The 13,004-nt window shown below is 61.8% G+C and carries 11 protein-coding genes; 6 read left to right on the forward strand and 5 right to left on the reverse strand.

The window, feature by feature from the left end:
- Positions 1 to 62 precede the first annotated feature (62 nt).
- A complete protein-coding gene (dnaE, locus tag NKJ01_RS06380) occupies positions 63 to 3,590 on the forward strand; it encodes a DNA polymerase III subunit alpha (protein WP_352726878.1) in 3,528 nt (1,175 codons plus the stop codon).
- A 99-nt stretch (positions 3,591 to 3,689) separates the two neighbouring features.
- Here dnaE and NKJ01_RS06385 read toward each other — a convergent pair whose 3' ends face one another.
- Positions 3,690 to 4,154, reverse strand: coding sequence for a hypothetical protein (locus tag NKJ01_RS06385; RefSeq protein ID WP_352607264.1), 465 nt, complete (start codon positions 4,152 to 4,154; stop codon positions 3,690 to 3,692).
- A 155-nt stretch (positions 4,155 to 4,309) separates the two neighbouring features.
- The gene (locus NKJ01_RS06390; RefSeq protein ID WP_352726880.1) at positions 4,310 to 5,191 is read right to left on the reverse strand and encodes a DMT family transporter; all 882 of its coding nucleotides are present in this window, start codon (positions 5,189 to 5,191) and stop codon (positions 4,310 to 4,312) included.
- Between the two features lie 188 nt (positions 5,192 to 5,379).
- On the opposite strand from NKJ01_RS06390, the gene NKJ01_RS06395 reads away from it, so the two are divergent.
- Positions 5,380 to 5,886: a hypothetical protein gene (locus tag NKJ01_RS06395; protein ID WP_023757519.1), complete on the forward strand. Its 507-nt coding sequence runs from the start codon at positions 5,380 to 5,382 to the stop codon at positions 5,884 to 5,886.
- A gap of 24 nt (positions 5,887 to 5,910) precedes the next feature.
- Here the strand turns inward: NKJ01_RS06395 and NKJ01_RS06400 are convergent, their stop codons facing one another.
- Entirely contained in the window at positions 5,911 to 7,239 is a 1,329-nt protein-coding gene (locus tag NKJ01_RS06400) for a DNA polymerase IV (protein WP_352726882.1), read from the reverse strand.
- A 65-nt stretch (positions 7,240 to 7,304) separates the two neighbouring features.
- Between NKJ01_RS06400 and NKJ01_RS06405 the strand changes: the two genes are divergently transcribed.
- Together NKJ01_RS06405 and NKJ01_RS06410 are read left to right on the forward strand one after the other, a co-directional pair.
- The gene (locus tag NKJ01_RS06405; protein WP_352726884.1) at positions 7,305 to 7,880 is read left to right on the forward strand and encodes a GNAT family N-acetyltransferase; all 576 of its coding nucleotides are present in this window, start codon (positions 7,305 to 7,307) and stop codon (positions 7,878 to 7,880) included.
- Between the two features lie 190 nt (positions 7,881 to 8,070).
- A complete protein-coding gene (locus NKJ01_RS06410; RefSeq protein ID WP_352726886.1) occupies positions 8,071 to 9,606 on the forward strand; it encodes a hypothetical protein in 1,536 nt (511 codons plus the stop codon).
- A 12-nt stretch (positions 9,607 to 9,618) separates the two neighbouring features.
- Here NKJ01_RS06410 and NKJ01_RS06415 read toward each other — a convergent pair whose 3' ends face one another.
- Together NKJ01_RS06415 and NKJ01_RS06420 are read right to left on the reverse strand one after the other, a co-directional pair.
- Positions 9,619 to 10,272 carry a hypothetical protein gene (locus tag NKJ01_RS06415; RefSeq protein WP_352726888.1) on the reverse strand — a complete coding sequence of 218 codons (654 nt, stop codon included), beginning with the start codon at positions 10,270 to 10,272 and terminating at the stop codon, positions 9,619 to 9,621.
- Positions 10,269 to 10,568 carry a DUF3572 domain-containing protein gene (locus NKJ01_RS06420; RefSeq protein ID WP_352726890.1) on the reverse strand — a complete coding sequence of 100 codons (300 nt, stop codon included), beginning with the start codon at positions 10,566 to 10,568 and terminating at the stop codon, positions 10,269 to 10,271. Before NKJ01_RS06420 ends, NKJ01_RS06415 begins: the two co-directional genes overlap by 4 nt.
- A gap of 199 nt (positions 10,569 to 10,767) precedes the next feature.
- Between NKJ01_RS06420 and NKJ01_RS06425 the strand changes: the two genes are divergently transcribed.
- Both NKJ01_RS06425 and NKJ01_RS06430 read left to right on the forward strand, forming a co-directional pair.
- Positions 10,768 to 11,184, forward strand: coding sequence for a response regulator (locus tag NKJ01_RS06425; protein ID WP_280948933.1), 417 nt, complete (start codon positions 10,768 to 10,770; stop codon positions 11,182 to 11,184).
- A gap of 33 nt (positions 11,185 to 11,217) precedes the next feature.
- On the forward strand, positions 11,218 to 12,591 hold the full coding sequence (locus NKJ01_RS06430) for a PleD family two-component system response regulator (RefSeq protein ID WP_352726892.1): 1,374 nt from the start codon (positions 11,218 to 11,220) through the stop codon (positions 12,589 to 12,591).
- Positions 12,592 to 13,004 lie beyond the last annotated feature (413 nt).

The following is a 13,004-nucleotide window of genomic DNA, read 5'->3' on the forward strand; positions in this document are numbered from 1 at the left end:
ACTGGCAGCGCGCGGTCCCGGACAATACATCTCCATCGACTCAAGGACCTTCACGCAGCACCATGGCCGACGAAAAACTTCCCCGCGATCCCCTGAAGCGCGAAGCAGCGATTGCGGCGGCGCGGCCGGAGGCGCCCGCACGGCCTTTCGTCCATCTGCGTGTGCATTCGGCCTATTCGCTGCTGGAGGGCGCCTTGCAGATCGGCACGGTGGTGGCTCACGCGGTCAAGGACGGAGCACCCGCCATTGCCGTCACCGACACCAACAATCTGTTCGGCGCGCTGGAATTCGCGCAGAAGGCAGTGAAGGAGGGCATCCAGCCGATCATCGGCTGCCAGGCTGCGCTCGCATTTTCCGGCGAAAGCAATGATGGCCAGCGCGACCGCAGACGGCAAGGGCCTGATATGCGGCCGGTCGTCCTGCTTGCCGCGACCGAGGCCGGCTATTCCAATCTGGTCAGGCTGGTCAGCCGCGTCTACCTCGAAACGCCGCCAGGCGAGGCCGTGCACCTGACCACCGAAATGATGCAAGGCTATTGTGACGGGCTGATCTGCCTCAGTGGCGGGCCACGCGGACCGATCGGCATTGCGCTCAAGGAAGATCGCCGCGATCTGGCCGAAACACGGCTGTTGACCCTCAAGTCGATGTTCGGCGACCGGCTCTATGTCGAACTGGACCGGGTTTCGGGTTATGATCGGGTGATCGAGAAATCCTCGATCGATCTTGCCTATGCCCATGAATTGCCGCTGGTCGCCACCAACGAGGCGTTCTTCTTGGCGCGCGACGATTATGACGCGCATGATGCGCTGATCGCCATCGCCGAGGGCTCTGTCGTCGCTGTCGACAATCGCCGGCGCCTGTCGCCGGACAATTTCCTGCGCAGCCAGGCCGATATGGCGCGGCTGTTCGCCGATCTGCCGGAAGCGATCGACAACACCGTCGAGATCGCACTGCGCTGCTCCTACTATCCCAGGAATCGCAACCCGATCCTGCCGCGCTTCACCGGCGGCGATGTCGCCGACAATGATGCCGCCTTGCAGGCGGAAGCCGACGAATTGGCCCGCCAGGCGCATGAGGGGCTTGAGGCGCGGCTGACCGCGCATGGCCCGACTGCCGGCTACACCGTAGAGCAATATCGCGAGCGGTTGAATTTCGAGCTCGGCATCATCACCAAGATGAAGTTCCCCGGGTACTTCCTGATCGTTGCCGACTTCATCAAATGGGCGAAGGCGCAGGGCATTCCGGTCGGGCCGGGACGCGGTTCGGGCGCAGGCTCGCTGGTCGCCTATTCGACGACCATCACCGACATCGACCCGTTGCGCTTTTCTCTGCTGTTCGAACGCTTCCTCAACCCCGACCGCGTGTCGATGCCCGACTTCGACATCGACTTCTGCCAGGATCGCCGCGAGGAAGTCATCCGTTACGTCCAGCAGAAATACGGCCGCGACCAGGTCGGCCAGATCATCACCTTCGGTACGCTGCAGGCACGCGCCGTGCTGCGTGACGTCGGTCGCGTGCTGCAGATGCCCTATGGCCAGGTCGACAAGCTCTCGAAGATGGTGCCGCAGAATCCGGCCAATCCGGTCAAGCTCGCCGATGCCATCGCCAATGAGCCGCGCTTTGCCGAAGAGGCCGAAAGGGAGCCGATCGTCCAGACGCTGCTCGACATGGCGCAGAAGCTGGAGGGCCTCTACCGTCACGCCTCGACCCACGCAGCCGGCATCGTCATCGGCGACCGGCCGCTGTCGGAACTGGTGCCGATGTACCGCGATCCGCGCTCGGACATGCCGGTTACCCAGTTCAACATGAAATATGTCGAGCAGGCCGGGCTGGTGAAATTCGACTTCCTCGGCCTGAAAACACTGACCGTACTCGAAACGGCAGTGAAATTGATCCGCCGGCGCGGCATCGAGATCGACCTGGCGACGATCCCGCTCGATGATCCCGAGACCTACGCCATGCTGTCGCGAGGCGAAGTGGTCGGCGTGTTCCAGGTGGAAAGTGCCGGTATGCGCAAGGCGCTGATCGGTATGCGGCCCGACTGCATCGAGGACATCATCGCGCTGGTGGCGCTGTACCGGCCGGGACCGATGGAGAACATCCCGACCTACAATGCCAGAAAGCATGGCGAGGAGGAGATGGCGTCGATCCATCCCAAGATCGACCATCTGGTGAAAGAGACGCAAGGCGTCATCGTCTACCAGGAACAGGTGATGCAGATCGCGCAGGAGCTTGCCGGCTATTCGCTCGGCGAAGCCGATTTGCTGCGCCGCGCCATGGGCAAGAAGATCCGCGCCGAGATGGACAAGCAGCGCGAACGCTTCGTTTCGGGCGCGGTCGAGCGCGGCGTCGGCAAGCCGCAAGCCGACTTCATTTTCGACCTGCTGGCCAAGTTCGCCGACTATGGTTTCAACAAATCGCACGCCGCCGCCTATGCGGTGGTGTCGTACCAGACCGCCTACCTCAAGGCGCATTATCCGGTCGAGTTCCTGGCGGCGTCGATGACGCTCGACATGGGCAACACCGACAAGCTCGCCGATTTCCGCCAGGACGCGCTGCGCCTCGGCATCGAGGTTCTGGCGCCGTCGGTAATATCGAGCTTTCGTCCGTTCGAGGTCGGTGAGAACCGCATCTACTATTCGCTGGCCGCGCTCAAAGGCGTCGGCGACGCGGCGGTCGAGCACATCGTTGCCCAGCGTGGCGAAAAGCCGTTCAAGAATCTCGCCGATTTCTGCGAGCGGGTCGATCCCAAGATCGTCGGCAAGCGCGTCTTCGAAAGCTTGATCATGGCCGGCGCGCTCGACTGCTTCGGCCATGATCGCGCCTCGATGATGGCAGGCGTGGAACGCATGATGGGGCTGGCATCGCTGGCGCAGCAAAACGCGGTTTCCGGTCAGCACGACATTTTCGGCGCCTCGCTCGGCGCCCAGTCGCAGGCACTCAATCTGCCGACGACGGAACCGTGGCTTGCCGCCGACCGGCTGCACCGCGAATTCCAGGTGGTCGGCTTCTATCTCTCGGCACACCCGCTCGACGAGTACAAGGCGGCCCTGCAGAAGATGCGGGTGCAGACGTGGGCCGAATTTTCGGCGGCCGTCAAGCGTGGTGCCGCCGCCGGGCGTCTAGCCGGCACGGTGACGTCCAAGCAGGAGCGCAAGACGCGCACCGGCAACAAGATGGGCGTCATCGCCTTTTCCGATACATCCGGCCAGTACGAAGCCGTGCTATTTTCGGAAGGACTGGCGCAGTATCGCGACCTGCTCGAGGCCGGCCGCTCCGTCGTCATCACCGTTGCGGCCGAGGACAGGCCGGAAGGCGTCAATTTGCGCATCAACTCGGTGCAATCGCTGGAGGACGAGGCAAGCCGCGTCCAGAAGGCACTGCGCATCTTCGTGCGCAACGCCGCGCCGATCAACACGCTGGCCGGCCAACTGATCGTCAAGGGCGAGGGCCAAGTCAGCTTCGTGCTGATCAAGGAAGAAGGCGAGGGGGAAATCGAGATCGAGCTGCCGAACCGCTACCGGATCTCGCCACAGATCGCCTCGGCGATGCGGGCTGTTCCGGGCGTGGTCGAAGTGGAGCTGGTGTGATCACGGCATATCGCTGTAATGCCGGCGGCACCTCCTCAAGATATCCGATGACGGCAATTGACGGCGAGCCCATCCCGCCGCAGTCGAGGCCCAATTCGCTCAGAACTGCGGACTGCCTATCTGACTGTAGCTGATACCGTCGAAAATGATGTCCGACGGGCCGGGAGCCGCCATCTTGCGCTTGTGGCCATCGCGGCAGTCGAACACCGGCCACTCCGTCTGTTGGCAATAGACCTCCTGGCACATTCGGCTAAGGCAATCGCCCTGCGTAAGCAGGAACAGCCTATCGCCGATGCGCCGAACCGTGCTTCCATCGTCTGAACGCCAAGCCCAGGGGATGCGCATCGAGGAAACGAAATCGCCGATAAGACCATTCTGCAAATGCGTGCTCAGGCTTGTTCGATAATGCAGCATGGACGCGGAATAGTCGGCTACGATCTTCGGACCAAAGGCAGAAGCGGTAAGATTGTCCGGCACGTCAAGATGCGTTGCCGCTTCGGCTTGCGCCTTGCTGGTGGCCAGCACCGTCGACACCAATAAAATAGCGACGATCACAACACGCATCGTTGCACGATCTCACGCTGGCACTTTCTTGCTCTTCGTCTCCGGACCATCTCACCCCGCCGCCGCGGCGGCAAGGCGACAAACTCAGGTCGAGCATAAATTTGCGCAGCCACAATCTTCACCTGAGGCGTCTCCAGGCCAGACCAATGCATCGGCTAGGACGCGGCAATGTCCGCCGGCTGTGGCGCTTTTCGCTGAAGATTGAGCAGATTGCCCATCAGGATCAGCAGCGCGCCGCCGGCGGTGAAGGCGTCGATCTGCTCGCTATAGAGCAGCCAGCCGATCAGCGCCGACAGCGGCACGCGCAGGAAATCCATCGGCGAGATGACTGTCGCATCGGCATAGCCAAGTGCGCGGGCCATGCAAAAATGCGACGACATGCCGGTGAAGGCAATCAGCACGATCCATGGCCACAGTTCCAGCGGCGGGTTGCGCCACGTATAGAGCGCCGGAACCAGACCGACCACCGACTGGATGATCAGCATCCAGAAGATGATGCGCACGACGCTGTCCGTCCGCGTCAACGACTTGACCATGACCACGGAGATACCGAAGCAGACCGCGGCACCGAGCACGACAAGATGTCCCGGATCGACCGAGCCGACACCGGGGCGCACGATGATCACGACGCCGACCAGCCCCAGCACGATCGCCGCAAGTTTTGGCCCCGAGAGCCTTTCGCCGAGAAAAGCCACCGCCAGGATAGCCGTCCAGATCGGTGTGGTGAATTCGATCGAGATCAACACGGCCAGCGGGATCAGCGTCAGCGCGTAGAGCCAGGCCGCCTGGCCGGTATAGTGGATGACATTGCGGGCGAGGTGGGCGACGGGGCGTTGCGTGCGCATGGCTGGAAAGCCGCCGCTCATCATCACCAGCGGCAGAAGTATGAAAAAGCCGATCACCGAGCGCAGTTCCAGCACCTGGAAGACGTTGAGCTCGGCCGTCGTGGCGCGGCCGGCGACCGACATCGCCAGGAACGAGGCGATCGATAACGCCATCCAGAACGCGGCCTTTGAAATCGAAGGGGTAGGTACCATGCGGGCTGTGTCGCAGGCCGCAGCTTTTGCCGCAATCACTAGTCGCTGCATTCTTCTGGGCCAGTCGCAACGGACGGATGTTGTCAGACAGGCGGAACCTGAAACGGCAAGGGGCGTTGAGCCCGGGTAGCCGACCGTGCCTGTGTCGTGAACTGTCCCACTTTTGCGAGATCGACAAGGAGAGTTCGATGAGATTATTCGCGCAATTCGGCCTTGCTGGATGTCTGTTGGTTGCGGCAGGCGCCGCGCATGCCGACGAGACCAGATTTCTCCAGTCGTTCAATGGCGATTTTACCGGCAAGGGTATCGTCAAGGTGACCACAGACACGCCAACGGTCAATGTGTCCTGTAACTTCAAGTCGAACGCGACGTCGACCTCGTTGTCGCTCGACGGCAATTGCCGCGGACTGATTGTGGTGACGCGCGCCATCAGCGCGGACCTGAAAGCCAGTGGTGCCAAGTATAGCGGCACCTATGTCGGTTCTCGTACCGGGCCGGCGCAACTCAACGGCAGCCGCTCCGGCAACGCGATCAATCTCGGCATCCGCTGGGCCAAGGAGGTCAATGGTGACCGAAGGGCACAGATGACGGTGGAGAAACGCGGCGAGAACGGCATGCGGCTGACTGTCATCGACACCGATCCGAAAACCGGCAAGAGCGTAGTGACAAGCAGGATAGACCTGCAGCGCAGTTGAATTTCAACACGGCGATATGCAGCGTCACTCCTCAAGGGGCTCAGGCGGGTGGGCATCGCGGCCTTTACCGAATGTGTAGCCGGTTTCCACTGCCTTGCGGCCGAACTTGTCGCGCAGGGCGTCGATGGCGCCTTCGGCCATGGCACGCTTGCGCGACCGGACATCGACCAGATCGGGCGGGTCGGCCTTGTCGTCGTCCGAGAGGTCGCTGACGCCTATCCCGAGCAGCCGGTATTTCGTGCCATCGGTTTCCTTTCGCAGAAGCTCTACCCCGGTTTGAAAGATGCGATCGGCGAGCCGGGTCGGGTCGCCGAGCTGGCGGTTGCGTGTGCGCAGCTTGAAATCCTGGGTTTTCAGCTTCAGCACCACGGTGCGCCCGGCAATGCCGGATTTCTTCAGCCGTGCCGAAACCTTTTCCGAAAGCCCTCTCAGCACCGCGACCAGCTCTTCCAGCGACGCGATGTCGGTGTCGAAGGTGGTTTCGGCCGATACGCTCTTGGCATCCTGATCCGGATCGACGCGGCGGACGTCCTCGCCACGCGAAAGCCGGTAGAGCCGGTCGCCCATGGTGCCGTAACGCCGCATCAGGTCGCCACGATCCATTTTCTGAAGCTGGCCGATGGTGCGGATGCCGTCGCGCTCCAGCGTGGCGTTGAACGCCTTGCCGACGCCCCAGATCATGGTGACCGGCTGCACCGCCAGGAAGCCGACCGCCTCGGCCTCGCCGATGACCGAGAAGCCGCGCGGCTTGCGGAAGTCGGACGCTATCTTGGCGAGAAACTTGCAATAGGACAGGCCGGCCGAAACTGTGATGCCGACCTCCTTCTCGACTGCGAGCGCAAAGCGCGCCAAGACCACTGCCGGCGGCAGGCCGTGCAGCCGCTCGGTGCCGGCGAGGTCGAGAAACGCCTCGTCGATCGACAGCGGCTCGACCAGCGGCGTCAGCGCCTGCATCATGGCGCGCACCTCGCGGCCGACGCGCACGTATTTTTCCATGTTGGGGCTGATGACGACCGCCTCGGGGCAGGCTTCGAGTGCCTTGAACATCGGCATTGCCGAGCGCACGCCCTGGATACGGGCGATGTAGCATGCGGTGGACACGACGCCGCGCTTGCCGCCGCCGATGATCAGCGGCTTGTCCTTGAGCGCCAGATTGTCGCGCTTTTCGATCGCCGCATAAAAAGCATCGCAATCGATATGGGCCAGATGCAGCCGGTAAAGCTCGGGATGACGGGCGAGCCTGGGACTGCCACAGCGCTCGCAACGGCGCGCCTCGCTGCGCTGAAATGTCAGGCAGTCGCGGCAAAAACCGTGGTCGGGATTGTTGACAGGAGCCGCCATTTGTGGGAACATACAGAGAACAAACGCAATACTACGACAGCGCAAGACCAGCGACAAGGGTGGTCTGGGGAGAACGCATGAGCACGACCATAGCGCCGTTGACGCCCGCGCTATGGGCGGATTTCGAGGACCTCTTCGGCAAGCAGGGTGCCTGCTACGGTTGCTGGTGCACGCATTTCCGCATGGCGCCGGCGGTGCGCCGCGAAAGCAGCCGGGAGCGCAACAAGGATCACATCAAGGCGCGCATCGAAGCCGGCCCGCCGCCGGGTCTGCTGGCATTCGAGGATGGTCAGGCGGTCGGCTGGATGCAGATCGGACCGCGCGCCGACGTGCCCGAATGGAACAATCAGGGCAGGGGGTCGGCGCCGGTCGATCCCGCCGACGCCATGGATCCGGCCGTGTGGGCCATCTCCTGCTTCTTCATCCGCAGCAAGGCGCGCGGCAGGGGTATGACGCATCGCTTGGTCGAAGGCGGCATTGATTTCGCCCGCCGGAATGGCGCCCGGCTGGTCGAGGCCTGCCCGATGGACCTGTCTCGCGATTCGCGTTCGATTGGCCTGTTCGTCGGCTCGTCGCGGGTGTTCGAGAAGGCCGGCTTCGAAAGGCTTGTGGAACGTAAGGTGGGCCGGCCATTGATGCGGCTCGTGCTTTGATCGAGGCATTCTGCTTGGCAGCGTTGTTGTTGATCCCGCCTTGCGGTCGTGACGGTAATTTCATACCAGACGAATAAAGCGTTCCTTCTAAAGCGCATGCGCTTTAGGTTGTTTGTTTGATGCATGTCATTCTCCCGAAACCGGGGCCCACTTATGGGTGACATGCATTACGCCAAAACGGAGAATTCACGTGAACCGCGCCCTGCCATTCGTGTTCCTTCTTGCGTTGAGTGCGCCTGCTTTCGGTCAGACCGTCGACAGTCAGGGTGCGAAGCAATTGTCCGGCGACTTGTCCCGGTATGTCGGCAAGCAGGCGATCGACAAGGGCATTGTGAAGGTTTCGCTCGAAGGCGATGCCTACAAGATCCTGTTTGATTTCAAGGCACTTGCCGCATCGTTTCCGGACCAGAAGCTGGTGAAATTCGACTTCGCGCCCTATGCGCTCATGGTCAAGCCGCGCAGCGATGGGTCCTGGGATGTCTCGATGGACTTTTCGCAAAACGCTTCATTCGAGTTCAACGGGCCCGAGGGGCTGCAAAGCACGCAGCTTTCCATCAAGGACGGCAAGGGGACGGGCGTCTACGATCCCAATCTGGCGGCTTTTACCAGCGGCACCAGCTCCATCGCCGGGCTGACGATGGCATCGAAGGATGCCAAGCAGCACATCGAAGCCAGCACCGGCGCCGGCACCGCGACTATTGCCGCGAGCAAGTCCGCGACCGGCGGCATCGATTTCACAAGCTCGCAAAAGGTGTCGAGTTTTGTCGAGGCGATCAATTTCGACGATCCCGAGAGCGGGCTGAAATTCCCGGTCACCCTCAGGTCGCCGGAACTGTCGGTCGAAGCCAGCGGCAAGGGCGTGCGGACAAGGCCGTTGCTTGATCTCCTGGCATTTGCCGTTGCCAATGAGAACGAGGCAACGCTGAAGGCCAACCAGGCGCAACTCAAATCGCTCCTGCGCGCCGCATTGCCGCTTTGGGACCGTGTGGAGGGAACCTACGGCTTCAAGGATTTTGTGGTGGAAAGCCCGGTCGGCAATTTCGGCGCCAACCAGCTCTCCACCGTGTTCGGCACCGACGGTGTCGCCCAGAGCGGCAAAATCACCTATGGCATCAAGGCATCGGGGCTAACCGTGCCGCAGCAGCTTCTGCCGAGCTGGAGCGTCGCGCTGCTGCCCACCGATATCGATCTGAACTTCGGCGGCGCCAATATCGATCTCGATACCATGGCGAAGAAGGCAATCGAAGCCTTTGATCTTAATCGGGATCCGCCGCTGTCGCCTGAATTCGGCGAGCAGCTCAAAGCCGACTTCATGGCCAAGACGCCGAAGGTCGTGCTCGGCCACAGCACCGTGAAGAACAAAGACACGGAGATCGCGCTGGAAGGCGAGATGACGTTCCCCGGCGAAAAGCCCGAAGGAAACGTGACGGTCGATGTCACCGGCTTCGACAAGATGATCGAAGGCTTGCAGGAGGCGGCAAAGTCGGAACCGGAGGTGGCGCAATATGTGCCCGTTGCGCTCATGGCGAAGGGTTTTGGCAAGGCGCTGCCCGACGGCCGGCTGGAATGGGTCGTCAACGCCAAGGCCGATGGTTCGGTTACCGTCAACGGCGTCATGCTGAAGCCTGCCGATCCGGCGGTCGACGACAGCGTGGATGATGGTGCCGGCGGGGACGATGACAGCGGAAACGACAGCGGCGGGGCGGGTGCGAAACTGAACCCATGAGGGCCGGGGGCTTTAGAGCCCCAGCGCGCTCGTGATCTTTGGCGCGGCTTCATGCCAATCCTGGACCACGATGACGTCGTCCGGGACTGGCGGCAGGAATGCGCGCAGCGAATTGTCAGCCATCAAGTGGAACAGCTCGGCATCGGCGACCGCATTCTGTACCGACGCCAGGTTGCGCGGCTGATCGTCGACGAAGACGACCGGCCGGCCGCCTTTGCCGCGAAGCTTGGCCACCGCAGGCCCCTTGGCCATTTCCGTGGTCAGAAGCGGATAGCTCACCCCGAGGGTATCGAGATGGGCGCGGCGCACGGCCCGGTGCCTATGCGGCATAGCCGTAAGCAAGATGATTTGCGCGCGGTCGCCGAGCTCTGTCAAGGCTTCCGCTGCACCTTCCGTGATACTCTGCCAGTCAGCCTGCGCGTCGAAGAAATCGCCCAGAAGTGCGGTGACTTCGGGCTGTTCGATCAGGCGGCCGCTCGCCGTTTCGGCGATGTTTCCGGTCAGCTGAAAGGAGGCCAATGTGAGATCATAGCCGCGCGCCCTGAGAAAATTCGGAAACGGGCGGATGAATTCGAGCAAGACGTCGTCGACGTCAAGCACCAGCAGCGGACGGTCGTCAGCCATCAGTTCCTCGATCTGACGCGCGGTTTCAGGATCATCGCTCATATGGAATGCTCGTGGTTGTCGTCACCTAGCGGCAGCGCCCGCAAGGCCTTGCCGATGGCAGCCGGCGGCGTGCCGGTTTCCTCGGCAAAGCGCATCAGCGTCGGCTCATGGGCAAGAATGAACTGCAGGACACCAGCCAGGAAGCCCGGCTCGCTTGCAGCCTGACGGATCGAATGCGCCTCGATGCCGGTGATCGCCAGAAAGCGCGGCAGCAATTCCGGATCGGAGGCGACAAAGCCCAGGGCCTTCACGGCGATGGTTTCCGCCTCTTCACGCATTGACGCTGCGTTTGCCATCATTACCTTCAGTGTGTGGAATGAGTCTCTCCCGCAGTAATGGCAAGAGTTGCTTGCGGCAAGCCATTAGAGCGTAGCGCGCCCTTGGACGCGCAGGAGACGAGGTGGAATTTGCGCAGTTTTCCAGCCGCGGATTTCCGTTTCGTCAATGATATTGCCGTAAAGTGAAGCAGGGTTTGGTGCGTCTGGACGTGGGCGCATGACGGTCGCCTTTGAGCGGAAGGACGACCGGGACGGGATATCGATGCCGAAGAAGGTCATGATCGTCGAGGACAATGAGCTCAACATGAAGCTCTTTCGAGACCTCATCGAGGCAAGCGGTTACGAGACCGTGCGCACCCGAAACGGTCTGGAAGCGCTCGACCTGGCGCGCCAGCACCGGCCGGACCTCATCCTGATGGATATCCAGCTGCCTGAAGTGTCGGGGCTGGAAGTGACGAAATGGCTGAAGGAGGATGACGAGTTGCACGTCATCCCGGTCATCGCGGTGACCGCTTTCGCGATGAAGGGCGACGAGGAACGCATCCGCCAGGGGGGCTGCGAGGCTTATATTTCGAAGCCGATCTCGGTGCCGCGTTTTATCGAAACCATCAAATCCTATTTGGGCGATGCGTGATGTACCTTTTCAGCCGAGCCGGAGCTTTGTGAAATGACTGCACGGATCCTCGTCGTCGACGACATCCCTGCCAATGTTCGGCTGCTGGAAGTCCGGTTGCTGGCCGAATATTTCGAGGTGCTGACCGCCAGCAACGGGCCGGATGCGATTGAGACCTGCGAGAACGGCAAGGTCGATGTCGTGCTGCTCGACGTGATGATGCCGGATATGGACGGCTTCGAGGTCTGCCGGCGGCTGAAGAGCGATCCGGCGACATCGCATATTCCGGTGGTGATGATCACGGCGCTCGACCAGGTTTCCGACCGGGTGCGCGGGCTCGAAGCCGGCGCCGACGACTTCCTGACCAAGCCGGTCAACGATCTGCAGTTGATGACGCGCGTCAAGAGCCTTGTCCGGCTGAAATCGCTGACCGACGAGTTGCGGCTGCGCGCCTCGACGACGCGCAACATCGGCATCGAAGAGCTTTTGAGCCGCAATTTCGCAGCCGAAGACACGATGCCGAAAGTGCTTTTGATCGACGAGCGCAAAACATCCGTCGAGCGCATCCAGAAAATGCTGCGCGACCGTGCCGACCTCGACATCTCCAGTGACCCGCATGCCGGCTTCTTCCAGGCTGCCGAGACGTCCTATGAATGCGTGATGATCTCGACGGCGTTCGCCGATTTCGATCCGCTGAGACTCTGTTCGCAATTGCGCTCGCTGGACCGCACTCGTTTCGTGCCGATCATCCTGCTGGCGGAGGAGGGCGAGGAGGAACGCATCATCCGCGGCCTCGAGCTCGGCATCAACGACTATCTGATGCGGCCGATCGACCAGCAGGAGTTGACGGCACGGCTGCGTACCCAAGTGCGCCGCAAGCGCTACAACGACCAGCTGCGTGCCAGCGTCACCCAGACCATCGAAATGGCGGTGACCGACGGACTGACCGGGCTGCATAACCGCCGCTATCTCGACAGCCATCTGCAGACATTGTTCGATCGCGCCGTGGCGCGGCGCCGGCCGCTGTCGGTGATGATCACCGACCTCGACCGCTTCAAGGCGATCAACGACACGCACGGCCATGACGGCGGCGACGAGGTGTTGCGGGAATTTGCGCGACGGCTGCGCAAGAATGTCAGGGGTATCGACCTTGCCTGCCGCTTTGGCGGCGAGGAGTTCGTCGTGGTGATGCCGGACACCGAAGGCGCGGTGGCCGAGAAGGTGGCCGAACGCATTCGCGCCGAAATTGCCCAGGCGCCTTTTGCCATCGGCCAGGACGGCACGAAGATCGAAGTCACCGTCAGCGTCGGCGTGTCGTCGGTGCTGAAGGGGGTAGATACGGTGGCGGCGCTGATGAAGCGTGCCGACGTCGCGCTCTACGAAGCCAAGAGCGGCGGCCGCAACCGAGTCGTTGCCAAGGCGGCATAACCGGTTCAGCCCCAATTATCCAGTCAAGCCGACAGGGTTACCCGTTTACCTTAATCCAAGCGATTCGCGAGCCTTGGTTAAGAAACTGTTGATTTTCATAAGCTCTTGCGTAAGTGTGAAGGCCAAGACGAAGCCGGCACGAGGATAGACAACCGGCTCCGATCTCCAGGAATACCCCATGATGCTCAGGTCCGCCGCATCTCCTGGGTCCGTGGGGTCGGCCGGCCGGCGCTGGCACATAGTGGCCTCCTCGTACCGCTGCCAAACGCCGACCGGCCCCCTTCTTTCCAAAAGAACAGCAGAACTCCGTACCAAAGACGGGGCTCTGCTTTTTTGCGTGTGAAGATCTGGTACTGTCTTGGCGCGGCGACGGCCGTTCCTTAGTCGCTATGGATGGCGCGACAAGCTCTTTC

Source organism: Mesorhizobium sp. M0276 (assembly GCF_040321755.1).
In the GTDB taxonomy this organism is placed as follows: Bacteria; Pseudomonadota; Alphaproteobacteria; order Rhizobiales; family Rhizobiaceae; genus Mesorhizobium.